This window comes from uncultured Arenimonas sp. (assembly GCF_963976025.1).
In the GTDB taxonomy this organism is placed as follows: Bacteria; Pseudomonadota; Gammaproteobacteria; order Xanthomonadales; family Xanthomonadaceae; genus Arenimonas.
The window spans coordinates 1-24082 of sequence record NZ_CAXBJS010000024.1 but is presented as its reverse complement, the minus strand read 5'-3'; the positions used below and the strand labels follow the sequence as shown (position 1 = coordinate 24082).

At 69.1% G+C, this 24082-nt stretch carries 24 protein-coding genes, 1 pseudogene and 1 riboswitch; of the genes and pseudogenes, 20 read left to right on the top strand and 5 right to left on the bottom strand.

What is annotated here, in order from left to right:
• The 7 genes from gspG to gspM all read left to right on the top strand — a co-directional run.
• Window positions 1-335 (top strand): type II secretion system major pseudopilin GspG (gspG, locus tag AACZ35_RS03225; protein WP_339826030.1); only part of this gene is annotated, 335 nt, incomplete at its 5' end.
• On the top strand, window positions 307-774 hold the full coding sequence (locus tag AACZ35_RS03220) for a GspH/FimT family pseudopilin (RefSeq protein WP_339826027.1): 468 nt from the start codon (window positions 307-309) through the stop codon (window positions 772-774). The genes gspG and AACZ35_RS03220, both read left to right, overlap by 29 nt.
• A complete protein-coding gene (gene gspI / locus AACZ35_RS03215; RefSeq protein ID WP_339826025.1) occupies window positions 761-1126 on the top strand; it encodes a type II secretion system minor pseudopilin GspI in 366 nt (121 codons plus the stop codon). Before AACZ35_RS03220 ends, gspI begins: the two co-directional genes overlap by 14 nt.
• Complete coding sequence (gene gspJ, locus AACZ35_RS03210) at window positions 1123-1725, top strand: type II secretion system minor pseudopilin GspJ (RefSeq protein WP_339826023.1); 603 nt, start codon at window positions 1123-1125, stop codon at window positions 1723-1725. The genes gspI and gspJ overlap by 4 nt, the downstream gene beginning before the upstream one ends.
• The gene (gspK, locus tag AACZ35_RS03205; RefSeq protein WP_339826020.1) at window positions 1722-2705 is read left to right on the top strand and encodes a type II secretion system minor pseudopilin GspK; all 984 of its coding nucleotides are present in this window, start codon (window positions 1722-1724) and stop codon (window positions 2703-2705) included. The genes gspJ and gspK overlap by 4 nt, the downstream gene beginning before the upstream one ends.
• Entirely contained in the window at window positions 2702-3787 is a 1086-nt protein-coding gene (gene gspL, locus AACZ35_RS03200; RefSeq protein ID WP_339826018.1) for a type II secretion system protein GspL, read from the top strand. The genes gspK and gspL overlap by 4 nt, the downstream gene beginning before the upstream one ends.
• Window positions 3784-4251 carry a type II secretion system protein GspM gene (gene gspM, locus AACZ35_RS03195; protein ID WP_339826015.1) on the top strand — a complete coding sequence of 156 codons (468 nt, stop codon included), beginning with the start codon at window positions 3784-3786 and terminating at the stop codon, window positions 4249-4251. The genes gspL and gspM overlap by 4 nt, the downstream gene beginning before the upstream one ends.
• Here gspM and AACZ35_RS03190 read toward each other — a convergent pair.
• Window positions 4248-5099, bottom strand: coding sequence for a 2OG-Fe(II) oxygenase (locus tag AACZ35_RS03190; protein ID WP_339826012.1), 852 nt, complete (start codon window positions 5097-5099; stop codon window positions 4248-4250). The genes gspM and AACZ35_RS03190 overlap by 4 nt on opposite strands.
• Before the next feature lie 245 nt (window positions 5100-5344).
• Between AACZ35_RS03190 and AACZ35_RS03185 the strand changes: the two genes are divergently transcribed.
• The 7 genes and pseudogenes from AACZ35_RS03185 (at window position 5345) to AACZ35_RS03155 (ending at window position 12034) form a co-directional block, all read left to right on the top strand.
• Window positions 5345-6481, top strand: coding sequence for an OprO/OprP family phosphate-selective porin (locus AACZ35_RS03185; protein ID WP_339826010.1), 1137 nt, complete (start codon window positions 5345-5347; stop codon window positions 6479-6481).
• Between the two features lie 131 nt (window positions 6482-6612).
• A complete protein-coding gene (pstS, locus tag AACZ35_RS03180; RefSeq protein ID WP_339826007.1) occupies window positions 6613-7635 on the top strand; it encodes a phosphate ABC transporter substrate-binding protein PstS in 1023 nt (340 codons plus the stop codon).
• Window positions 7636-7787: 152 nt separating this feature from the next.
• A pseudogene (pstC, locus tag AACZ35_RS03175) lies at window positions 7788-8687 on the top strand (phosphate ABC transporter permease subunit PstC); the annotation flags it as partial.
• On the top strand, window positions 8687-9550 hold the full coding sequence (gene pstA, locus AACZ35_RS03170) for a phosphate ABC transporter permease PstA (RefSeq protein WP_339826004.1): 864 nt from the start codon (window positions 8687-8689) through the stop codon (window positions 9548-9550). The pseudogene pstC and the gene pstA, both read left to right, overlap by 1 nt.
• A complete protein-coding gene (pstB, locus tag AACZ35_RS03165; RefSeq protein ID WP_339826001.1) occupies window positions 9543-10361 on the top strand; it encodes a phosphate ABC transporter ATP-binding protein PstB in 819 nt (272 codons plus the stop codon). Before pstA ends, pstB begins: the two co-directional genes overlap by 8 nt.
• A gap of 11 nt (window positions 10362-10372) precedes the next feature.
• Window positions 10373-11086 carry a phosphate signaling complex protein PhoU gene (phoU, locus tag AACZ35_RS03160; protein ID WP_339825998.1) on the top strand — a complete coding sequence of 238 codons (714 nt, stop codon included), beginning with the start codon at window positions 10373-10375 and terminating at the stop codon, window positions 11084-11086.
• A 39-nt stretch (window positions 11087-11125) separates the two neighbouring features.
• Entirely contained in the window at window positions 11126-12034 is a 909-nt protein-coding gene (locus AACZ35_RS03155; RefSeq protein WP_339825995.1) for a YihY/virulence factor BrkB family protein, read from the top strand.
• Between the two features lie 1138 nt (window positions 12035-13172).
• Here AACZ35_RS03155 and AACZ35_RS03150 read toward each other — a convergent pair.
• Together AACZ35_RS03150 and AACZ35_RS03145 are read right to left on the bottom strand one after the other, a co-directional pair.
• Window positions 13173-14603, bottom strand: a complete 1431-nt coding sequence (locus AACZ35_RS03150; RefSeq protein WP_339825993.1) for an FAD-dependent oxidoreductase — start codon at window positions 14601-14603, stop codon at window positions 13173-13175.
• Between the two features lie 66 nt (window positions 14604-14669).
• Window positions 14670-15185 (bottom strand): MarR family transcriptional regulator, encoded by a 516-nt coding sequence (locus tag AACZ35_RS03145; protein ID WP_339825991.1) that lies wholly within the window; start codon window positions 15183-15185, stop codon window positions 14670-14672.
• A gap of 216 nt (window positions 15186-15401) precedes the next feature.
• Window positions 15402-15502: riboswitch (glycine riboswitch) on the top strand.
• Window positions 15503-15542: 40 nt separating this feature from the next.
• Between AACZ35_RS03145 and gcvP the strand changes: the two genes are divergently transcribed.
• Window positions 15543-18404 (top strand): aminomethyl-transferring glycine dehydrogenase, encoded by a 2862-nt coding sequence (gene gcvP, locus AACZ35_RS03140; RefSeq protein WP_339825988.1) that lies wholly within the window; start codon window positions 15543-15545, stop codon window positions 18402-18404.
• Here gcvP and chrA read toward each other — a convergent pair.
• Both chrA and AACZ35_RS03130 read right to left on the bottom strand, forming a co-directional pair.
• The gene (gene chrA, locus AACZ35_RS03135; RefSeq protein WP_339825985.1) at window positions 18380-19564 is read right to left on the bottom strand and encodes a chromate efflux transporter; all 1185 of its coding nucleotides are present in this window, start codon (window positions 19562-19564) and stop codon (window positions 18380-18382) included. The two genes, gcvP and chrA, sit on opposite strands and share 25 nt — an antisense overlap.
• Window positions 19565-19575: 11 nt before the next feature.
• Entirely contained in the window at window positions 19576-20481 is a 906-nt protein-coding gene (locus AACZ35_RS03130; protein ID WP_339825982.1) for a cation diffusion facilitator family transporter, read from the bottom strand.
• Between the two features lie 124 nt (window positions 20482-20605).
• On the opposite strand from AACZ35_RS03130, the gene AACZ35_RS03125 reads away from it, so the two are divergent.
• The 5 genes from AACZ35_RS03125 to AACZ35_RS03105 form a co-directional block, all read left to right on the top strand.
• On the top strand, window positions 20606-20932 hold the full coding sequence (locus AACZ35_RS03125; RefSeq protein WP_339825979.1) for a metalloregulator ArsR/SmtB family transcription factor: 327 nt from the start codon (window positions 20606-20608) through the stop codon (window positions 20930-20932).
• Entirely contained in the window at window positions 20929-21933 is a 1005-nt protein-coding gene (locus AACZ35_RS03120) for an ArsJ-associated glyceraldehyde-3-phosphate dehydrogenase (RefSeq protein WP_339825976.1), read from the top strand. Before AACZ35_RS03125 ends, AACZ35_RS03120 begins: the two co-directional genes overlap by 4 nt.
• Window positions 21930-23147, top strand: coding sequence for an organoarsenical effux MFS transporter ArsJ (gene arsJ, locus AACZ35_RS03115; RefSeq protein WP_339825973.1), 1218 nt, complete (start codon window positions 21930-21932; stop codon window positions 23145-23147). Before AACZ35_RS03120 ends, arsJ begins: the two co-directional genes overlap by 4 nt.
• A gap of 76 nt (window positions 23148-23223) precedes the next feature.
• On the top strand, window positions 23224-23763 hold the full coding sequence (locus tag AACZ35_RS03110; RefSeq protein ID WP_339825970.1) for an RNA polymerase sigma factor: 540 nt from the start codon (window positions 23224-23226) through the stop codon (window positions 23761-23763).
• Between the two features lie 51 nt (window positions 23764-23814).
• A partial coding sequence (locus AACZ35_RS03105) for a hypothetical protein (protein ID WP_339825968.1) occupies window positions 23815-24082 on the top strand: 268 nt, incomplete at its 3' end.

The following is a 24082-nucleotide window of genomic DNA, read 5'->3' as shown; positions in this document are numbered from 1 at the left end:
ACGTGCTGCCCAGCCAGGACCGGGCGATGGTGGAAAAAGCCCGCGCCGACGTCGCCCTGCTCGAGCAGGCGCTGGACAACTACCGCCTGGAAAACCTGGCCTATCCGCGCACCGACGACGGCCTGCAGGCGCTGCTCAAACCGCCCGCCAGCCTGGCCCGGCCCGAACGCTACCGGCCCGGCGGCTACATCCGGCGCCTGCCGGACGACCCCTGGGGCAACCCCTACCAGTACGCGTTCCCGGGCCGCAACGGCCGGTTCGACGTGTATTCCTTCGGTGCCGACGGCGCCGCGGGAGGCGAAGGTGATGGCGCGGACATCGGCAACTGGCACTGAGCGCGGCTTCAGCCTGGTCGAGCTGCTGGTCGTGGTGACCGTGCTCGGCCTGCTCGGCGCCGCCGTGATGCTGACGGTGCCCGGCGCCGGCGCACGCCTGGGCGACCAGGCCGACCAGCTGACGGCGCACCTGCAGCGCGCGCGCGAGGAGGCCGTGCTCGGCAACCGCGCCATCGCCGTGCGCGTGGACGCCGGCGGCTACCGCTTCGAACGGCGCGGCTGGGACGGCTGGCAGGTCCTGGCCGAAGCGCCGCTGCACGAACGCCGTTTCCCCGACGGCGTGCAGGCGGACTTCCGCGGCCGCGACCAGGTCGCGCGTTTTGAATTCGACGCCACCGGCGCCAACGTTCCCGCCGACGTCGTGCTGCGCGGCGCGGACAAAACGCTGCGCGTGGCGCTGTTGCCTTCCGGCGAGGTGCAGGTTCATGCGGCGCGCTGAGGCCGGCTTCAGCCTGCTGGAAATGCTGGTGGCCCTGGCGGTCTTCAGCCTGGCCGTGCTGGCGCTGCTGCACCTGTCCGGGCAGAACGCGCGCAGCGCGGTGATCGTCGAAGAACAGGTGCTGGCCGGCATCGTCGCCGACACCGTCGCCGCCGAATCGCTGCTGCTCGACGCCGGCGCGCTGGCCAGTGCGCCCGAAGGCAGCGAAATCGCCGGCGACCGCGAGTGGCGCTGGCGGCGAAGCATCGCCACCACGCCCGTGGCCGGCCTGCAGCGCATCGACATCCAGGTGCATGCGCCCGACGAACAGCGCATCGTGGTGGCGACCCAGGTCTTCCGGGGTGCGCCATGAAGCGTGTGCCGCGCGGCAAGGGTTTCACCCTGGTCGAGATGCTGGTCTCGCTGTTCGTGTTCAGCCTGCTGGCCACGGCCGGCGTGGCGGTGATGGCCTTCACCGTGGACAACCGCAGCGGCGTGTCGGACCGGCTGCAGCGCCTGGGCGAGCTGCAGCGCACGCACGCCCTGCTTCGCGAGGACCTGTCGCAGGCGGCGCCGCGGCGCGTCCGCGACGGCCGCGGCGAGGCCGCACGCAGCGCGTTTTTCGGTGCCCCGGAAGGCGTGGGCGACCCGCTGCTGGCGTTCACCCGGCGCGGCTGGGAAAACCCGGACCAGCTTGCGCGCGCTTCGATGCAGCGTGTCGTCTGGCGTCTTGTCGACGACCGGCTCGAGCGCCTGGTTACACCCGCCCTCGACGGCGCCGCGCCCGGGCCGGCCCAGGTGGTGCTCGACGGCGTCAGCGGACTGCGCCTGGCCTACCGCCACCGCGGCCAGTGGAGCCCGGCCTGGCCAGGTGGCCACGCCGCCGTGCCCGACGCCGTGGAAGTGCGCATGCAGGTCGAAGGTTTCGGCGAACTGCGCCAGGTTTTCCTGATCGCCGGGCAGCAGCCATGAGCGGGCGTGCCCGGCAAAAAGGCGTGGCGCTGCTGACCGTGCTGCTGCTGGTGGCGGTGATGTCGGTGCTGCTGGTGCTGGTGCTCGACGACATCCGCTTCGGCCAGCGCCGCGCCTTCAACGCCGCTTCGCAGTCGCAGGCGCAGTGGTATGCGCTGGGCGCCGAGGACCTGGCCGGCACGCAGCTGAAGGCGCTATGGCGCCGCGATCCGCTGCGCACGCCGCCCGACGGCGACTGGAATGGCCGCACCCACGTATTCCCGCTCGACCATGGCCTGATGCAGGTCACGCTGTCGGACCAGACCCGCTGCTTCAACCTCAACAGCGTCGTCGAAGGCGCCGGCGAAATGCTGCAGCGGCGTGAGTCCGGCCTGCGCCAGTTCCGCGCCCTGCTCGAAGCCCTGGAAGTGCCTCCGGGCCGCGCCGGCTCGCTGGCGGACAACCTGGCCGACTGGATCGACAGCGACAACCAGCCCGGACCCCGCGGCGCCGAAGACGCCAGCTACCTCGCCTCGGCCGAGCCCTACCGCAGCGCCGCCACCCTGCTGGCCGAAACCAGCGAACTGCGCGCCGTGCTGGGTTTCGACGCCGCGCTGTACGCAAAACTGCGGCCGCACGTGTGCGCCCTGCCGACGACGGCGCCGAGCCCGGTGAATCTCAACCTGCTGCAGGCCGACGATGCCCTGCAGCTGGTCGCGCTCACCGAAGGCCGCCTCGATGTCGCCACGGCGCGCCAGGTGATCCGGCGCCGCCCGCCCGGCGGCTGGCGCGACGTGGCCGGATTCTGGACCCTGCCGGAAATGGCCCGGGCCTTCCCCGACGACAGCGCGCTCGCCCAGGCCAGCCTGCGCAGCCGCTATTTCGCCCTGCAGGCGCGCGTGCGCCACCTCGATGCCGAGGTGGTGCTGAGCAGCCTGCTGGAAATCGATGACGCAGGGCGCATCCGCACCCTCGCCCGCCGCTGGACACCCACCGAATGAAACCCGCCCTGCACCTGATGCTCCTGCCCGCCGACGGCGCGGCGCGCGACCTGTTCGCCGATGCCCGCGGCCAGCCCCTGGCGCATCCGTCGCAGCCCGGCGAAGCCTGCCGGCGCGTGCTGGCCGTGCCGGCACAGTCGCTGGTGCTGCGCCGGGTGGGCGCCGGTTTCGCCAGCCCGGCGCAGGCGCGGGCCGCAGCGTGGCACGCACTGGATGGCCAGCTGGCCGTGCCGCGCGAATCGCTGGACTGGGTGGTCGGCGACGCGGCGGCCGACGGTTCACGCTGGGTCGTCGGCTTCGCGCCTGAACTGCGCCAGGCCTGGCTGGCCCGGGCGGCGGCCTGCGGCTTCACCCCCGACCGGATCGTGCCGGACTGCCTGCTGCTTCCCGCACCCGCGGATCAGCAAGCCGTCGTGGTGGTCGAAAGCCCCGCCGGCACCTTGCTGGTGCGCACTGCCGACCAGGCCTTCGCCGCCGAACCCGGACTGGCCACGCACCTGCTGGCGGGCCGGATGGTCGAACGCGTCGGCACGGACGCAGCGGCCGTTCTGTTGGGTGGCGCCCTTGAAGCCAGCGTGCCCGACCTTGCCGCGAAGGCGAACGCGAGCAAGGGCGCGGCCAGGCCTGTGCCCGCGCGCCGCCTGCTGGCCCTGGCGGCCGCGGTGGTGCTGTCGCCACTGCTGGTCTGGACCGCCCAGGCCCTGCGCCACGACCTGGCCGCGGCCCGGATCCAGGCCGAGGCCGACAGCCAGCTGCAGACCGTCGCGCCCGACGCCGCCGGCCCGGGCCGCCCGCTGGCCCGTGCCCGCGCCGCGCTGGCCCAACGCCAGGCCCCGGATCGTTTCGGCCAGTTGGTCACGGCGCTGCTGGCTGCCCAGTCGCAGGTGCCCGGTTCGCAGCTGCAGGCGATTGAGCTCCAGTCCGACGGCGTGCTCGAAGTGCGCTGGCTGCACGACCCCGACGGCCTGCCCGTCGACCTGGCGCAAACCCTGGCCGACCACGGCGTGGCGCTGGCGCAAACCGGCACCGAGCCCGCCGGCGAACGGGCCGTCACCACCCTGCTGCTGAGTGAACTGCCATGACCGCCTTGATTGCCCGCTTCGACACGTTGCACCAGCGCTGGCTCGCCTTCAGCCCGCGCGAACGCGCGATGCTGGGCCTGATGGCCGCCGCGATCGCCGCCTTCGTCTACGCCTATGGCCTGGCCCTGCCGCTGTCGCGCTGGGCGGAAGCCGCGCAGGCGCGCCACCAGCTGGCGATCGCCGAACACGCCCAGGTGCAGCGCATCGTGGCCGACATCGCCTCGATGCCTGCCGCTTCCGCACCGGCTGCTGCGCAGACCCTGGCCGACAGTGCCAGCGCGCTGGGTCTGGAGGTCGAGTCTGCGAATGTGCAGGCCTCTGGCCAGGTGCGCGTCGTCCTGGCGCCGGCCGCGCCGGACCTGCTCTTCGCGTGGATTGAACAGCAGCGCCTCGCCGGCCAGCCGCCGATTGCGGCCCGGCTGCAGTCAGGCGAAGGCGGCGTGGCCGCCGAGCTGGACTTCTAGACGAACTCGCCCAGCCGCATCCACTTGGTGGCGACCCACTTCTCGCCCGCCAGCACCGGCGCGCCGCCGTGGCGGGTGCCGGTCATTTCGTGCGGACGGTCGTAGCTGAAGAAGACCGCATTGCCCTTGATCGGCGCCACGTCGAAACGCACGTCGGGAAAGGTGGTTTCGCCGCCGGCCTCGGGCGTGTTGAGGTACATCACCACCGACGCCACGCGCTGGCCGCCGTTGGCCAGGATGCCGGCGGTGCCGGACTTGGCCGGATCGAAATAATCGAAATGCGGCTTGTACTGGGCGCCGGGGCCGTAACGCAGGATCTGCAGGCCCTCGCCGTATTCCAGCGGCCAGGCGCACAGCGTCGCCAACCGCGCCTCGATGCGCCGCACCAGTTCGTTTTCGCCACGCGTGAAGAACATGCCTTCGCTGGTGCGGCCTTCGTGCACCTGGCTCACGCCTTCGTCGAGCAGGAAGGTTTCCGAGCGGGTCAGGCGCTGGCGCGCCAGCGCGATCAGGCCGTCGCATTCCTCGTCGGAAAGCACGCTGCCAAGCACGACCACGCGCGGGTGTTTGAGGTTGGCCAGCACCGGCACGCGGCGGTCACCGCCGTCGAGGAAATGCGGGCCGCCGCGCTCCATCGGCTCGGGCACCGCGGTGGGTTCGGGCAGGCCGTTGGCGCGGGCGTGCTCGACCAGCAGCGCGTGCAATACCTCCTGCACGGCATCGACGGCCTTTTCCTGCTGCCAGCCTTCAACGACCATGGCATCGACCACGTCCATCGGTTCGCGGCCCGCCTGGGCCTGTTCGATGATCCATTGGCGCAGCGGCGCAGGCAGGTCCAGCGTGGTCATGGGGGCTCCCGGGGCGTTGGAAAATACTGTCGGGGCCCGATGTTACCGCGGCGCGACGGTTTCGCGACGCTTGCCCCGTCCCGGGCCGCCATACGGTCCCGGACTGAAACTTTTCAGCCATGCCAGCGACACCCCGCCGACAAGAAACTGACTTTTTGTAACAAAGTCGTCACGGCCAGGCCCTAACTTGCGCTGCATCCGGCGGGTGGTCCGCCGGCCCTGATTCCCGCCGAGGCCCCGCCACCATGAAACATTCCCGCAACCTGCTTTTCACCAGCCTGCTGCTGGCCCTCTCGACCCCGGCCCTGGCCGAAGTCACGATCGACGTGATCGGCGGCTCCGAGGTCACCTTCGAAGGCCTGGTCCAGGCCGACGGCAACTGGTTCGACAACGACGTCGCCGACCTCAACGGCAACGGCACGAACGGCAAGGACAGCGAGTTCGAACTGCGCCGCGCCGAGCTCGTGGTCAAGGGCAAGGGCCCGGGCATGTGGAGCTGGGTCGTTGGCTATGACGCCAAGGCCGACAAGTTCCTCGATACCAACGTCGCCTACAAGTTCAATGGCGCCACCACGCTGACCGTGGGCCAGTTCAAGCAGCCCAACAGCATGGAAGAGCTGTCGAGCACCAAGAACAACGACTTCATCTCCAAGGCGACCGCCACCAACACCTTCGCCGTGGCGCGCCGCCTGGGCGTCCAGCTGGGCACCGCCGGCGACAACTGGGGCCTGACCGGCAGCGTGTTCGGCCGCGAGCTGACCGACGGCGCCATGGGCCCCGGTTTCGGCCTGCGGGGTTATTTCACCCCGGTCAACGCCGACGGCCAGCTGCTGCACCTGGGCCTGTCCTACGTGGACCTGGACACCGACGCCGACACCCTGCGCCTGCGCGCCCGCCCGCAGGCCGACCTGGCCACCGTGCGCCTGGTCGACACGGGCAGCCTGCGCGACACCGACCGCCAGAACACCCTTGGCGCGGAAATGGCCTGGGTCAACGGCCCGGTCAAGGTGCAGGGTGAATATTTCACCAGCAATGTCGATCGTTACGGCACCGGCGGCGACTTCACCGGCGACGCCTGGTACCTGTCGGGCATGTGGAACGTCACCGGCGAGACCTGGGGCTACAAGAACGGCGTCATCACCACCTCGCGCGCCGATTCCCCGGCCTCGGGCATGTGGCAGCTGGGCCTGCGTTATGACGCCATCAACCTGGACGATGGCAGCGTGTTGGGCGGAGAAATGAACAGCCTGACCGCCGGCGTCAACTGGTACCTGCGCTCGAACTTCAAGTTCTCGGTGAACTACGTGATGGTCGAATCCGACCGCCGCGGCATCCAGGACGACCCGAACATCCTCGAGGCCCGCGCTTCCTTCTTCTGGTGAAGCTGAACGGCGGTCCCCGCCCGGGGGCCGCCCGCATGACCATGTAACCCCGCTGTCACATTCGTCATAAATCATTGACACCCAAGGGCGAGGCACTGCCCGCCCTACCCCGGATACCCAAGGAGTTGACCGTGTTTAGCTCGCTCAAGACCAAGTCCCGCATCGCCGTCCTGGCCGTTGCCGCCGTGCTGGGCACCTCCGCCCAGGCCGCCGAGATCACCGGCGCCGGCGCCTCGTTCGTGTTCCCCACCATGTCCCGCTGGTCGGCCGACTACAACGAAGCCACCGGCCACCGCGTCAACTACCAGTCCATCGGCTCGGGCGGCGGCATTGCCCAGATCAAGGCCAACACCGTTGACTTCGGTTCCTCGGACGCCCCGCTCAAGCCCGATGACCTGGCCGCTTCCAACCTGGCCCAGTTCCCGTCCGTGATGGGCGGTATCGTGCCGGCCTTCAACGTGCCGGGCATCGCCGCCAACGGCCTCAAGCTCGACGGCGCCACCCTGGCCAACATCTACCTGGGCAAGATCAGCAAGTGGAACGACCCGGCCATCGCCGGCCTCAACCCGGGCGTGGCCCTGCCGGACCTGCGCATCACCGTCGTGCACCGTTCGGACGGTTCGGGCACCACCTTCAACTTCGTCAACTACCTGTCCAAGGTGTCGCCGGAGTGGCAGACCAAGGTCGGTGAAGGCACCTCCGTGCGCTGGCCGACCGGCGTGGGCGGCAAGGGCAACGAGGGCGTGACCGCCTACGTGAAGCAGATCAAGGGCGCCATCGGCTACATCGAGCTGTCCTACGCTCTGACCAACAAGGTCGCCTACGCGACATTGAAGAACGCCAACGGCAAGTTCGTCGAGGCCTCCAACGAGTCGATCCAGGCCGCCGCGGCCAGCGCCGAGTGGGGCCAGGCCAAGGACTTCTACCTGGTGGTGACCAATGCCCCGGGCGACGAGGCCTGGCCGATCGCCGCGACCAACTTCATCCTGATGTCCAAGCGTCCGAAGAACGCCGAAGGCAACAAGGCCGCCCGCGAGTTCTTCGACTGGGTCTACGAGAACGGCGACGAGTCGGCCACCCAGCTCGGCTACGTGCCGCTGCCGGATGCCCTTGTCGAGCAGATCGAAGCCTACTGGGCCGCGAACTTCAAGTAAGCGTCATCCGCTGACACGGCCCGCGCGCCACCCGGCGCGCGGGCCGGGTTCAACACGCAGGCACCACCACAAGAGCGCCGCGCATGCACACCGCTTCCGCCCCGAACCCCGTTGACCGCTCGCACCGCGCCGATGCCTTCGGCGACTGGGCGTTCCGGAACCTCGTCACGCTGGCCGGCTGGTTCGTGCTGGCCGCGCTGGGCCTGGCTGCCCTGTCGATGCTCTGGGGCGGCCGCGAGGCCTTCATGGAGTTCGGCCCGGGCTTCCTGACCTCGACCGCATGGAACCCGGTCACCGAGGAATACGGCGCCCTGGTCGCGATCTACGGCACCATCGTCAGCACCATCATCGCGATGATCATCGCGGTCCCTGTCAGCTTCGGCATCGCGCTTTTCCTCACCGAGGTGGCTCCGTCCTGGATCCGCCAGCCGCTGGGAACCGCCATCGAACTGCTGGCCGGCATCCCGTCGATCATCTACGGCATGTGGGGCCTGTTCGTCCTGGCGCCCTTCCTTTCCAACAATGTCTATCCCTGGGTCGACGAGAACATGGGCGCCCTGCCCTTCCTCGGCGTGCTCTTCCGCGGACCGCCGCTGGGCATCGGCATGCTGACCGCCGGCATCGTGCTGGCGATCATGATCATCCCCTTCATTTCCTCGGTGATGCGCGACGTCTTCAACACCGTGCCCAATCGCCTCAAGGAATCGGCCTACGCGCTGGGTTCGACCACCTTCGAAGTGGTCTGGGACATCGTTCTGCCCTACACCCGCTCGGCGGTGATCGGCGGCATCTTCCTGGGCATGGGCCGTGCCCTGGGCGAGACCATGGCCGTCACCTTCGTGCTCGGCAACTCGCACCACATCAATGCCTCGCTGCTGATGCCGGGCAACTCCATCGCCGCCTCCATCGCCAACGAGTTCGCCGAAGCCACCACGCCGATGTACCAGTCGGCCCTGCTGGCCCTGGGCTTCGTGCTGTTCATCGTCACCTTCGTGGTGCTGGCCATCGCCAAGCTGATGTTGATGCGCCTGGCCAAGCGGGAGGGCAACTGATGACCGCGCTCGCCCAACGAATGTACTTCCGCCGCCGCCTGGTGAACGCCACGGCCATGGTGCTGTCGGCCGCTGCGACCGTGTTCGGCCTGTTCTGGCTGGTCTGGATCCTGTGGGTCACGATCAGCAAGGGCATCGACGCGATGAGCCTGCAGCTGTTCACCGAGATGACGCCGCCGCCCGGGCAGGACACCGGCGGCCTGAAGAACGCCATCGTCGGCTCGCTGATGCTCAGCTCGCTGGCCGTGGCGATGGGCGCGCCGGTCGGCATCGCCGCCGGCACCTACCTGTCCGAATACGCCCGGGCCCGGAAGATCGGCGAGGTCATCCGCTTCGTCAACGACATCCTGCTGTCGGCGCCGTCGATCGTGCTCGGCCTGTTCATCTATACCGTCGTGGTGCGCACGACCGGCAGCTTCTCCGGCTACGCCGGCTCGATCGCCATGGCCTTCATCGTGCTGCCGGTGGTGGTGCGCACGACCGACGAGATGCTGCGCCTGGTACCAAGCCAGATGCGCGAGGCGGCGCTGTCCCTGGGCATCCCGCAGTGGAAGGTGACCACGCAGATCCTCTACCGCGCCGCGCTGCCGGGCATCATCACCGGCGTGCTGCTGGCCCTGGCGCGCATCGCCGGCGAAACCGCGCCGCTGCTGTTCACCGCCTTCAACAACCAGTACTGGAGCACCGACATGTCGGGCGCGATGCCCAACCTGCCGGTCACCATCTTCCAGTTCGCCATGAGTCCCTTCGAGTACTGGAACCAGCTGGCCTGGGCCGGCGCCTTCCTGATCACCCTGTTCGTGCTGGCCGTTTCGCTGGTCGCACGCGCCATCCTGCTGCGCAAGAAGACCCACCATGACTAACGCCCCGATCACCTTCGCCACCGCCGTCCCGAACGCGGCCACCGACGATTCGCCGCTGGAAGTGAAGCTGGCCGCGCGTGACCTGGCCTTCCACTACGGTGACTTCGCCGCGCTCAAGGACATCAACCTCGATATCCCGAAGAACAAGGTATCGGCGCTGATCGGCCCCTCCGGCTGCGGCAAGTCGACGCTGCTGCGCGTGTTCAACCGCATCTACTCGATCTACCCGGGCCAGCGTGCCAGCGGCCAGGTACTGCTTGACGGCGAAGACGTGCTGGACCCGAAGTACCCGCTCAACAAGCTGCGCAGCAAGATCGGCATGGTGTTCCAGAAGCCGGTGCCGTTCCCGATGACCATCCAGGACAACATCGCCTACGGCATCGGCCACTACGAAAAGCTTTCGAAGTCCGACATGGCCGACCGCGTCGAGGAAGCCCTGCGCCAGGCGGCGCTGTGGGACGAAGTCAAGGACAAGCTCAAGCAGAGCGCCCTGGGCCTGTCCGGCGGCCAGCAGCAGCGCCTGTGCATCGCGCGCGCGGTGGCCCTGAAGCCGCAGGTCATCCTGTTCGACGAACCGACCTCGGCGCTCGACCCCATCGCCACCGGCAAGATCGAGCAGCTCTTCGCCGAGCTCAAGCAGCAGTTCACCATCCTGATCGTCACGCATAACATGCAGCAGGCGGCGCGCTGTTCCGACTTCACCGCCTTCATGTACCTGGGCGAGCTGGTCGAGCACGGCCCGACCACGACCATCTTCACCAAGCCCACCAAGCAGCAGACCGAAGACTATATTACCGGCCGATTCGGCTGAGGAATTCCACCATGCCCCATACCCACGACCACATCGTCAAAAGCTACGACGACGAGCTCAAGCGCCTCGACGGCGAAATCATCCGTATGGGCCAGATCGCCGTCGCCCAGCTCGACGCCGCCATCGACGTGCTGCAGCGCCGCGACACCCAGGCCGCGATGCGCGTGGTGGCCAACGACGAGGCCATCGACACGCTCGAACACGAAGTCAGCCACGACGTGCTGCGCCTACTGGCCCTGCGCCAGCCGATGGCGCGCGACCTGCGCGAGGTCTACGCCGCGCTGCGCATTTCGTCGGACATCGAGCGCATCGGCGACTACGCCGCCAACGTCGCCAAGCGCAGCATGGTGCTCAACCAGACCGCGCCGGTTTCGGCCGCCCGCGGCCTGCCGGCCCTGGCCAAGCTGGCCAACGCCCTGGTCACCGAATCGCTGGAAGCCTACCGCGAGCGCGACGCCGACCGCGCCCTTGCCGTGCGCGGCCGCGACGTGGAAATCGACGCCGAATACACCGGCCTGTTCCGCGAGCTGCTGACCTACATGGCCGAAGACCCGCGCCAGATCACCGCCTGCACCCACCTGCTGTTCATCGCCAAGAACATCGAGCGCATCGGCGACCACGCCACCAACATCGCCGAGAACACCTGGTTCCTGGTGCACGGCGAACTGCCGGAGGGCGATCGCGAGAAGGGCGACCTGACCAGCCAGGTAACGTCCGGCCAGTAAGGCGCGACCCGTGGCGCCAAGCCCGCCATAATGGCGGGCATGAGCCCAGAACCAACGCAATCCCCGGGCGCCGCGGTCCGGCGCCGCTGGCGGAACCTGCGCGAGGACCTCGCGTCCCGGCTGTCTCCCCTGCGCGACAGCCTGCCGGCCGAAGCGATGCGGCGATTCGTTGAAATCGACCTGCTGACCCACGCCGCCTCGCTTTCCTTCTACACGATGCTGTCGCTGGCGCCGCTGCTGGTGCTGGTGCTGTGGCTCACCGCCTCCCTGTACCCGCCGGCGCAGGCCGCGCTGATGGAGCAGATCGGCGCCATTGCGGGCGACAATGCCCGCGAGGTGGCGCGCACCGTCGTCGAAAACGCCCAGGACCGCCCCGACATCGGTTCACTCGCCGGCTGGTGGAGCACGCTGCTGCTGTTCGTTGCCGCCACTGCCGTGTTCGCACGCCTGCAGGCCACGCTCAACCGCATCTTCAGCACCGACGCCACCAACCTGCCGCGCGGGCTGATGCCCTGGCTGCGCAAGCGGGTTTTTTCCTTCGGCGTGGTCTTCGCCCTGGGTTTCCTGCTGCTGGTTTCCATGCTGCTGACCACGGCATTGCAGGTGGTGCTGGCACACGCGCCGTCATTGCTGCCGCTGCTGGGCAATGCGGTCACGCTGCTGATGTATGTGGTGGTTTTCGCCCTGCTCTACCGTTTCCTGCCCGACCGCCCGGTGCCGTGGCAGCGCGCCATCATCGGCGGCGCGATCACGGCCGGGCTGTTCGTCCTGGGCCGCTGGGCCATCGGCCTGTACCTGTCCGAGGCAGCACCGGGCAGCGCCTATGGTTCCTTCGGAACCCTGGTGCTGCTGCTGGTGTGGATCTTCTACGCCGCGCTGGTGTTCTTCTGCGGCGCCCTGGTCACCGCCGTCATGGACGACCGCCTGCGCCGACAGGCGAAGCGCTAGCGGCAGCAGGGAAAGCAGGACGACGGCAAGCGCCAGCAGGATCCACCGCGGGTCCACCAGGACGCCCGCCAGCGCCGCCGCAACCGGTGTCAGGGCGCGACCGATACCCTGGCTCAGGGCCACCTGGCCGTTGCGATGGCCGGCATCCGCGCCGAAGCGCAGCTGCACCAGCCAAGGCCTGGCCAGGGTGTGCAGGCCGGCACCCAGCCCGAACAAGGCCACGCCCAGGCCGGCGACGGCCATTGATTTGGCGAAAGCCGCGGCAGCGAGCCCCGCGGCCTGCATCAGCATCGGCCAGACGGTGAGCACGGTGATCGAAGGCAGGCGACCGCCGCGCAGAAGCCACATCCTTCCCGGCAGCTGCGCCAGGCCGAAAGCCGCCAGCACCAGGGCCGCCTGTGCCAGTTCGATGCCGCGGGAAACAAGCAGCGGTACGAACAGCGTGATCAGGGCCATGCCGGCCACGGTGCCCGAAGTGAATACCGTCGCCAGTGCGGCGATCGAACCCCGCGGACGTGGGTGGTTCGACGAGGGTGGGGCCAGGTGTTCCGGCACGGCAGGCAGGCCCGGCAGCACCTTGCGCTCCACCAGCCAGCCGGCCGTCAGCACGGCCACGGCGCCGGCCAGCAACGAGGTTCGCAGGTCGGCGTGTTCGACCAGGTTGCCGAGCAACGGCAGGAAGACCGTGCTCGCCAGCCCTCCCATCACCGTAACCGCCGCCAGTCCGCGAAGCCGCAGCCCCGGGTCGGAAATCGCCCGGTGCACGAGGGCGAAAGCCGTTTCATAAAGCGTGAGCGCCATGCCCATGCCGATTCCCAGCCAGCCCAGGAACAAGGCCGCCGGCTGCCGGAAAACGGCGAGCACCAACAAGCCACACACCCCCGCCAACAGCCCGACCCGGAACAGCGCCGCGCCGTGGCCGCGGTCGAAGCCCCGCCCGACCCGCGGGGCCACCAGGGCAGCCACCAGCAGGGCGGCGGAGTACGCCGCCGCCACCCAGGCCATCGACAACCCGAACTTCGCCTGCATCGGCAGCTGCCAGACGGGGAAGCCGTAATACAGCACGCCCCAGGCCACGCACTGCGCGAGACCCAGCCACCACACTGCCGCACCGCCGCGTCGCGACATCGCCGGAGCCTCAGCCGCAGCAACCCGCGGTGGCTTTGACGGGCACCTTGTTTGCCAGGGCAGCCGGCTTCGCAGATCCGCAGCCACAGCCCGTGTTGCCTTCTGCCTTCGCGTCCTCGTCGGCGACGCAGCAGGCCGAGTTGTCTTTGGCCGGCGGACCACCGCAGCAGCCTCCGGCGGCCTTTTCGGGCTTACCGGCAGCAGCGGGCTCGTCGGCAAACTGGGTGATGCAGACGCCGGTTTCCGGAAGCACCAGTTCGACCCGGCGTGCGGCCTCCCAGTCGCCCGCCAGGGCGGCGGCCACCGAGCGCACCTGTTCGTAACCGGTCAGCAGCAGGAAGGTCGGCGCGCGGCCGTAGCTCTTCATGCCGACGACGGGGTGACGCAGTTCTTCGGCGCCGTGCGGGCGCACGCTGCCGCAGCTGTGCTGGTTCGGGTCGATCAGCGGGGCCAGCGCGGTCGGGCTTTGCGTGCCAGCGTGCACCGACAGCCGCACCTCCGACAGCAGCGACAGGTCCGGGCGGAAGCCGGTTGCCGCGACGATCTCGTCCACGGCAGGCAGTCTTTGTTCGCCGGCGCGTACGACGATGCCCGAGGCTGTGTTTTCAAGCGCGTCGATCTCGATGCCGGTGTGCACCGTCAGCGAGCCCTCCTCCACGAGGCGGGCGATGTCCTGGCCGAGCCTGCCGCGCTCCTTGAGCTGGTCGTTGTCGCCACCGCCGAGAACGCGCGCCAGGGAGCTGCGCCGCAGCGCCCAGTGCACGTGCATGCCCGGCGACTGCCTGGACAGGCGCGCCAGGTCCTTGAGCACGTTGAAGGCAGAATGGCCGCTGCCCACCACCAGCAAGCGCTTGCCGGCATAACGATCGCGCTGTTCCCCGAGCACGTCGGGAATGCCGTAGGCAATCTGATTGCTCAATGCGCGTTCACCCAGGGCGGGCAGGCCGGAAGCGCCAAGGAAGTTGGGATTCTCGATGGTGCCCGAGGCGTCGATCACGCCCTGGGCAAGCACCTCGTGCTCCCCGTTGGCGTCCCGGTATTGCACGACGTAGGGCTGTGTGCCGCGGCCGGCGTCCTTCATCAGGTCACGCCGGTGGCGGGCGACGCCCAGCACGCGGGCACGCAGGCGCAGCCGCGGCGCTATCTCCGGGGTGGCAGCCAGGGGCCGCAGGTAGCGTTCGACCACCTCGCCGCCGGTCGGGAACGCAGCCAGGTCCGGCTGCTCCCAGCCCCTGGCGGCCAACAGGCCAAGGGCCTGGCTGTCGATGGTGAACTCCCAGGGCGAAAACATGCGCACGTGCGCCCAGCGCTGCATGCCGGCGCCGACCGAATCGCCGGCTTCGAGCAGCAGCGGCTCGAGGCCGCGCGAAAGCAGGTGGGCGGCGGCGGCCAGGCCGACCGGGCCGGCGCCGATGATGACAACGGGAAGCGGGGTGTTCATGACGATCTCCTCTGGACTCCCGGGCCGGGATTTAATTGGTAGGAACAACTATTTGGGCAAAAAAACTCAGCCGCAGCCCGGGCCGGCTTCGCCCGGGGCACAGGTGGACGGGGCGCAGGCTCCCGGGACAAATCGCTGTTCGGCGGCCCTGGCCAGGCGCTGGATCAGTTCGGTGGCGCCGGCCCGGATCTCGGGGGCCAGGTCGCCCAGCAGGGCCGCCTGCTGCTGCACCATCTCGTCGTCGATGCGCTTGAACAGGGCGCGGCCCGCCGGCGTGATGCGCAGCGACTGGGCCCGGGCGTCGTCGGGGTCGGGCAGGCGTTCGACGTAGGCCTTGCGCACCAGGGCGTCGACCACGCGGGTGACGGTGCTCTTGTCCAGCCTCAGGGCCTCGGCCATGGCCTGGGCGCGCATCGGGCCGCGCGTCACCAGCACTTCCAGGGCATGGCACTGGGTGACCGAAATGTCGTGGCAGCAGATGCGGTCGCGGTCGCGGACCTGGTAGATCCGGACCAGCTCGGCCACGGCGGCCTGGAGGCTGCGGGCGTCTTGCATCAGCTTGCTGTTGACGGTGCCTGCCATGGGGTGTGGCCATTTAGTTGCGTGTGCCAACCATATTCCCCTGCCCCGCCCCGCGTCAAGCCCCCGGTATCCAAGAACCGGGGCCGGACCCTGACCCCTGCTTCACCGCCATCGGGTAGAATGGCCGGGCTCGATGCGCGGAGCGGGAGAGGCTGGCCATGGCCAGCGCCGAAGGCGTAACGCCCGTAATCGCTCAGGACCCGGAACCGCAACCGCGCGAGCGACTCTGGAGAGACCGGAACCAGCCGGCGCCGAAGGGGCATGGCCGCATGCAGATGCCGGCCAAAACTCTCAGGCAAAAGGACAGAGGGGCGCCCCGTGCGGCATGCACGGACCCTTCCCTCGTCCGGATCGACCATGAATCGCGACAGCCTGCGCCAGCTCGAGCACCACGACGCCTTCCTCGAACGCCACATCGGCCCCAACGACGCCGAGATCGCGCACATGCTGCGCACCATCGGCCACGATTCGCTTGAATCGCTGACCGACGCCATCGTGCCCGGAAGCATCAAGTCGGCGGCGCCGCTGGCGCTTCCCGAAGCGATTTCCGAAGTCGAGGCGATCGCCAAGATCCGCGCCGTCGCCAGCCGCAACCAGGTCTTCCGCAGCTTCATCGGCCAGGGTTATTACGGCACCCACACGCCGAACGTGATCCTGCGCAACATCCTGGAAAACCCCGCCTGGTACACCGCCTACACGCCCTACCAGGCCGAGATCTCCCAGGGCCGCATGGAAGCGCTGATCAACTTCCAGACCATGTGCGCCGACCTCACCGGCATGGAGATCGCCAACGCCTCCCTGCTCGACGAAGCCACCGCCGCCGCCGAAGCCATGACCCTGGCCAAGCGTTCGGGCAAGTCCAAGTCGAACGTCTTCGCGGTGTCCAGCGGCGTGCACCCGCAGACCCTGGAAGTGCTGCGCACCCGCGCCGAACCGATGGGCATCGAACTGGCCGTCGCCGCCGACGCCGACCTGGCCGGCATCGAAGCCTTCGGCGTGCTGCTGCAGTACCCCGACACCTACGGCCACGCCAACGACTACCGCGCCCTGGCCGAAGCCGTGCACGCGCGCGGCGGCCTGGTCTGCGTGGCGACCGACCTGCTCGCGCTCGCCCTTCTGACCCCGCCGGGCGAATGGGGCGCCGACATCGTGGTCGGCAATACCCAGCGTTTTGGCGTGCCCTTCGGCTTCGGCGGTCCGCACGCGGCCTTCATGGCCTGCCGCGACGCCTTCAAGCGCTCGATGCCGGGCCGCCTGATCGGTGTATCCATCGACGCCGAAGGCAAGGCCGCCTACCGCCTGACGCTGCAGACCCGCGAACAGCACATCCGCCGCGAGAAGGCCACGTCCAACATCTGCACCGCCCAGGTGCTGCTGGCGGTGATGGCGTCCATGTACGCCGTCTACCACGGCCCCGAGGGCATCCGCCGCATCGCCACCCGCACCCACCGCCTGGCGGCGCTGCTGGCGACGGCGCTGCGCAAGGCTGATGTGGAAGTGGGCACCGGCTTCTTCGACACCCTGCACGTCACCGGCGTTGATGCCGATGCGGTGCACGCCCGCGCCGCCGCCGCGCGCATCAACCTGCGCCGCATCGACGGCCGCAGCCTGGCGATCAGCCTGGACGAAACCAGCACCCGCGCCGATGTGCTGGCGCTGGCCAAGCTCTTCGGCGCCCGCATCGACGACATCGATGAACTCGACGCCAGCACTGCCGACGCGTTGCCGGCACCGCTGCGCCGCGAGTCCGATTTCATGCAGCACCCGGTGTTCAACACCCACCACAGCGAACACGAGCTGCTGCGCTACATGCGTTCGCTGGCCGACAAGGACCTGGCGATGGATCGCACCATGATCCCGCTGGGCAGCTGCACGATGAAGCTCAACGGCACCGCGGAAATGATCCCGGTGACCTGGCCGGAGTTCGCCAACATCCATCCGCTGGCGCCGGCCGACCAGACCGGCGGCTACCGCGAGCTGGTGGACACGCTTGAAGCGATGCTGGTCGAGTGCACCGGCTACGACGCCGTCAGCCTGCAGCCCAACTCCGGCGCCCAGGGCGAATACGCCGGGCTGCTGGCGATCCGCGGCTATCACCGCGCCAACGGCCAGCCCGAGCGCGACATCTGCCTCATTCCGGAATCCGCTCACGGCACCAACCCGGCTTCGGCGCAGATGTGCGGCATGACCGTGGTGGTGACCAAGTGCGATGCCAACGGCAACGTCGACCTCGCCGACATCCGTCGCAACGCCGAGAAATATTCGGACCGCCTGGCGGCGCTGATGATCACCTACCCGTCCACGCACGGCGTGTTCGAGGAAGACGTGGTCGAGATCTGCGAAGTCGTGCACCAGCACGGCGGCCAGGTTTATACCGACGGCGCCAACATGAACGCCCTGGTCGGCCTGGCCAAGCCCGGCAAGTGGGGCTCGGACGTCAGCCACCTCAACCTGCACAAGACCTTCTGCATCCCGCACGGCGGCGGCGGCCCGGGCGTCGGCCCCTGCGCGGTGAAGGCGCACCTGGCGCCCTTCCTGCCCAAGGCCCTGGGCGGCCGCGGCGACGTCGGCATGGTCAGCGCCGCCACGTTCGGCAGCGCCTCGATCCTGCCGATCAGCTGGATGTACATCACGCTGATGGGTGCCGAAGGGCTGCGCAAGGCCACGCAGGTCGCCCTGCTCAACGCCAACTACATCGCCCGCCGCCTGGCGCCGCATTACAAGACGCTCTACACCGGCCGCAACGGCCTGGTGGCGCACGAGTGCATCCTGGACCTGCGCCCGCTCAAGGACAGCACCGGCATCAGCGCCGAGGACGTGGCCAAGCGCCTGATCGATTTCGGCTTCCATGCGCCGACGCTCAGCTTCCCGGTCGCCGGCACGCTGATGGTGGAGCCGACTGAAAGCGAATCGCTGCACGAACTCGACCGTTTCATCGACGCGATGATCCAGATCCGCGACGAAATCCGCGCCGTCGAGGAAGGCAAGCTCGACCGCGAGGACAACCCGCTGCGCAACGCGCCGCACACCGCCACCGCGGTGACGGCCAGTGAGTGGACCCACGCCTACCCGCGTGAACTGGCCGCCTTCCCGCTGGCCAGCCTGCGCCAGCAGAAGTACTGGCCGCCGGTGGCGCGCGTGGACAACGTCTACGGCGACAAGAACGTGATGTGCGCCTGCATCCCCGTGGACGCCTACAAGGAAGCCGAAGAGGCCTGAAGCACGACGGTGGTGGCCACGACCGTGGCCACCACCCACAGCACGTTCACGCGTCCGGAAGCCAGCAAGGCAAGCCCGATCAGTGCGACGGCGGCGTCGCCGCCGCCGTGCACACCCGCAGGCAGCACGACGCCCAGGAAGGCCGCGGCCAGCAGTCCCACCACCGCGGCATTGATGCCGGCGATGACGGGCGGCGCCCAGGACTGCCGGGCCAGCCGCGACCACAGCGGCAGCAGCGCGGCCATCAGCAGCAATCCCGGCAGGAAGATCGCCAGCAGCGCGACCGCAGCGCCAGCCGCCGGCAACTGCCCGGTCGGCACCAGCGCGCCCAGGTAGGCCGCCAGAGAAAACATCGGCCCGGGCACGGCCTGCGCCGCCCCGTAGCCGGCCAGGAAGTCCTGCCCGCCGATCCAGTCCGTGGCCACGGTGGACTGTTCCAGCAGCGGCAGCACCACGTGGCCGCCGCCGAACACCAGCGCACCGGCTTCGTAGAACGCAGCCGCGAGGGAAGCCAGGGACGCGGGTCCGTCGGCGACCAGCAATGCCAGCACCAGGCCGACGCCGAACAGCGCGAGCAGCATCCAGGCAATTCGCCGGCCGTGACCGACGGCGAGCTCTTCCGCGGGCAGCCGCGGTACGCCGCGGCAAAGCCAGAGACCGAGCAGACCGCCCGCCGCGATCATCGCCAGCTGCCGCCAGGCCGGGCCGCCGGCCAGCATCACCACCAACGCAAGCCCGGCCAGCAGCGCGCGCGAAAGGTCCGGCACCAGGCTGCGGATCATGCCGGCCAGCCCATGCGCCACCACGACCACCGCCACCAGTTTCAGGCCATGCAGGACCGCGAACGCCGTGGGCCCTTCAAGCCGCGGCGCCAGCAAGGCCAGCCCGAACAGCAGCAGCGCCGACGGCAGCGTGAAACCGATGAAGGCCAGAAGGCCGCCGGCCCAGCCACCGCGCAGCAGACCCACCGCGAAACCCAGCTGGCTGCTGGCCGGCCCCGGCAGCGCCTGGGCGATGGCCAGCAACTGGGCGAAACCGGCCTCCGACAGCCAGGCCCGGCGCACGACGAACTCTTCCCGGAAATAGCCCAGGTGCGCGATCGGTCCCCCGAACGAGGTCAGGCCCAGGCGCAGGAAGGTGGTGAAGATGCCGGAAGGCATGCGCGGGCAGTCTAGCCGTCGCCGGCGCAGCCTCGGGCATAAGCCGGCGACTCGACCTGCAGGGTGGCGTGTTTAATGCCGTGCTCGTGCGCGAGGTGATGGTGGGCTTCGGCGAGTACGTGGTCTGCGTCGGCGCCGTCGGCGAGCACCAGGTGCGCCGTCAGCGCGTTCTCGGAGGTGCCCAGGGCCCAGACGTGCACGTGGTGCACCGCCGCGACGCCTTCGATGGCTTCCAGCGAAACGCGGATGGCCGGCAGGCTTATCCCGTCGGGCACGCCGTCGAAAAGAAGGTGCAGCGATTTGCGGAACAGCGACCAGGTACCCACCACCACGATGGCGGCGATGCCCAGGCTGACCAGCGGATCCAGCCAGTTCCAGCCCAGCCACAGCATCAGCGCGCCCGACACCACCACGCCGGCCGAAACCAGGCCGTCGGCGAGCATGTGCAGGAAGGCGCCCTGGATGTTGAGGTCCTCGCGCCCCCGCACGAACAGCCAGGCCGTGGCGAAATTGATCAGCACACCCACCGCTGCGACGACCATCACCGTCGCGCCAGCCACCGGCGCAGGCTCCCCGATGCGGCTGACCGCCTCCCAGGCCAGAGAGCCCATGGCGACGAGCAGGATCACCGCGTTGGCGAAGCTGGCAATGATGGTGGCGCGCCGCCAGCCATAGGTATAGCGCTCGTCGGCCTTCAGCCCCGCCGCGACCATGCCGCCCCAGGCCAACAGAAGGCCACCGACGTCGCTGAGGTTGTGGGCGGCGTCGGCAAGCAGCGCCAGCGAGCCGGACTTCCAGCCATACCAGGCTTCGATGGCGACGAAGGCCAGGTTGAGGGCAATACCAATCGCGAACGCGCGCCCGGGCCGGGCCAGTACGTCGGGGGCGTCATGCCCGTGGCCATGCCCGGCCCCCATCAGCCGCGCACTCCCGGCGGTTTGGGGACGGTCGCGATGGCAATGGCTCCAGTGAAATTCATCCGTCTGCTGCCGATTCTGCCGCCGTCTTGGCGCTGTCACACTATTTCATTATTCTGGAACAATGAAAACGCCAGATGCCCTCGCCGCCCTGTCCGCCCTGGCCCAGCCGCACCGGCTGGCGATCCACCGCTGGCTGGTGGAACGCGCGCCGGAAGGCGCCTTCGCCGGCGAGATCGCCGAGCACCTGGACATTCCTGCGACCACGCTTTCCTTTCACCTGAAGGCATTGCAGCAGGCCGGCCTGATCGTGCCCGAGCCGCAGGGTCGCTTCATCCGCTACCGGGCCGACCTGGACACCGTGCAGGACCTGGTCGCCTACCTCACCGAAAACTGCTGCGGCGGCGATGCCTCCCGCTGCGCCCCCGCCCCCAGGAAAAGCTGCCCATGACCCTCAAGATCGGCATCAACGGCTTCGGCCGCATCGGCCGCCTCGCCCTCCGCGCCGCCTTCGGCTGGAAAGACGTGCAGTTCGTGCAGGTCAACGACCCGGCCGGTGACGCCGCCACCCTCGCCCACCTGCTGAACTTCGACTCAGTGCACGGCCGCTGGTCGCACGAAGCCACGGCCGACGGCGACGCCATGCTCATCGACGGCCAGCGCATCGCCATCACCCGCAACAAGGCCATCGCCGACACCGACTGGTCGGGCTGCGACGTGGTGATCGAAGCCAGCGGCAAGATGAAGACCACTGCCGCCCTGCAGGCCTATCTCGACCAAGGCGTGAAGCGCGTGGTCGTGACCGCGCCGGTGAAAGAAGCCGGCGTGCTGAACGTGGTGATGGGCGTCAACGACCACCTGTACGACCCGGCCGTGCATCGCATCGTCACCGCGGCTTCGTGCACCACCAACTGCCTGGCGCCCATCGTCAAGGTCATCCACGAAGGCCTGGGCATTCGCCACGGCAGCATCACCACCGTGCACGACCTCACCAACACCCAGTCCATCCTCGACCAACCGCACAAGGACCTGCGCCGCGCCCGCGCCTGCGGCATGAGCCTGATCCCCACCACGACGGGTTCGGCCACGGCGATCACCGAGATCTTCCCGGAGCTCGAGGGGCGCCTGAACGGCCACGCCGTGCGCGTGCCGCTGGCGAACGCGTCGCTGACCGACGCGGTTTTCGAGGTGAAGCGCGAAACCACGGTCGAAGAAGTCAACGCGCTGCTCAAGGCCACCGCCGAGGGCCCGCTCAAGGACATCCTGGGCTTCGAGACGCGCCCGCTGGTGTCGATTGATTACCGCACCGACCCGCGCAGCAGCATCGTCGATGGCCCGTTCACGATGGTCGTGGCCGGCACCCAGGTGAAGATCTTCGCCTGGTACGACAACGAATGGGGCTACGCCAACCGCACCGTCGAACTGGCCCGCAAGGTCGGCGCCGCCGGATGAATGCGCAGGTGCGCCAGTACCTGCTGGTGACGGCCAACTACTGGGCCTTCACCCTCACCGACGGCGCGCTGCGCATGCTGGTGGTGCTGCATTTCCACCAGCTGGGTTATTCGCCGCTGCAGGTGGCGATGCTGTTCGTGTTCTACGAAATCTTCGGCGTGGTCACCAACCTGGTCGGCGGCTGGCTGGGCGCGCGCCTGGGCCTGAACCGCACGATGAACCTGGGCCTGGTGCTGCAGGTTGGCGCGCTGGCGATGCTGGCCGTGCCCGCGGCCATGCTGACCGTGCCCTGGGTGATGGCGGCCCAGGCCTTCAGCGGCATCGCCAAGGACCTGAACAAGATGAGCGCCAAGGGCAGCATCAAGCTGCTGGTGCCCGGCGACCAGCAGGCGCGCCTGTATCGCTGGGTGGCGCTGCTGACCGGCTCGAAGAATGCGCTCAAGGGCGTGGGCTTTTTCCTGGGCGCGCTGCTGCTGGCCTGGCTGGGTTTTGCCGGCGCGGTGCTGGCCATGGCGGCGGCGCTGGCACTGGTGTGGGTGGGCAGCCTGATCTTCCTGCAGGCCGACCTGGGACGCGCCAAGGCCAAGCCGAAGTTCCGCGAACTGCTGTCCAAGAGCCCGGCCATCAACCGGCTGTCGGCGGCGCGGCTGTTCCTGTTCGGGGCGCGCGACGTCTGGTTCGTGGTGGCGCTGCCGGTGTTCCTGGCCGAGGCGCTGGGCTGGCCGCATGCCCAGGTCGGCGGTTTCATGGCGCTGTGGATCATCGGCTATGGCGGCGTGCAGGCCATGGCCCCGGCCATCACCGGCCTGCGCCGGGGGCCGGTGCCCGACGGCCGCGCCGCCTTCGGCTGGGCCCTGCCCCTGGCCGCCCTGGCCGCGGGCATGGCGGCCGCCCTGTGGGCCGGCTGGCCGGCGCAGACGGTGCTGGTGGCCGGCCTGCTGGCCTTCGGCGTGCTTTTCGCGCTCAACTCCGCCCTGCACAGCTATCTGATCGTCAGCTATGCCCGCGAGGACGGCGTTTCCCTGGACGTGGGCTTCTATTACATGGCCAATGCCGGCGGCCGCCTTCTGGGCACGGTGCTGTCGGGCGCGGTTTACCAGGCCTGGGGCCTGGCGGCCTGCCTGGCCATCTCGGCGGCCTTCGTACTGGTGGCCGCCCTGGTTTCCCTGGCCCTGCCCCGGCACGACCGTACCGCCCCGCCGCCGGTAAACTAAACGCTGCCTGAACAGATCGAACTCGCCGCGCACCCTTTCACCTGCGGCCAGCCACTTCAGGGGTATGACCACAGCAATGTGCCCCAGCCCACCGCCCCCCGCAGCCGCGTCGCCCTGGCAGGAGGACCTGCAGGCGGCCCGCGCCGGCGACTGCCTGGCCCTGGAACGGGTGCTGACGCGCTCGCGCCAGGACCTTCGCCGCTACGCCGAGCACCACTGCGTGGTGAACGACGTCGAGGACGCCGTGCAGGAATCGCTGTTCACCGCCTCGCGCAAACTCGCCGACCTGCGCCAGCTCGAGTCCTTCACGTCGTGGCTGTTCCGCATCGTCAAGCGCGAGTGCAACCGCATGAAACGCGGCTGGCGGGCGCTGCGCCAGGAAGAGATCACCGAGGACATCGCCGGCCCCTGCGTGCAGGCGCCGGCCGGCCTGGCGCGCGACCTGGCCGCGGCGCTGGAATCGCTGCCGCCGCACTATCGCGAAATCATCCTGCTGCGCGACGTGCAGGGCCTGACCATCGGCGAACTGGCCGACACCCTGGCCCTTACCCGCGAAGCCACCAAGGCGCGCCTGCACCGGGCACGTGCACTGGCGCGCGAATACCTTCAGGATTAAACCCGCGGGCCCACCCGCATCACTGCAAGCAACCCAAGAGGGAGCCACACCATGTCCAAGAAAACCCTGAAACCCGTCGTCCTCGCCGCCAGCGCCGCGCTGCTCGGTTCGATGGCCCTTTCCACCTCCGCCTTCGCCATGGATTCCCTGGCGCAGGGTTACCTGCTTTCCGCCAGCGACCACAAGGGCGAAGAGGGCAAGTGCGGCGAAGGCAAGTGTGGCTCCGACAAGGCCGAAGAAGGCAAGTGCGGCGAAGGCAAGTGCGGCTCCGACAAGGCCGAAGAAGGCAAGTGCGGCGAAGGCAAGTGCGGCTCCGACA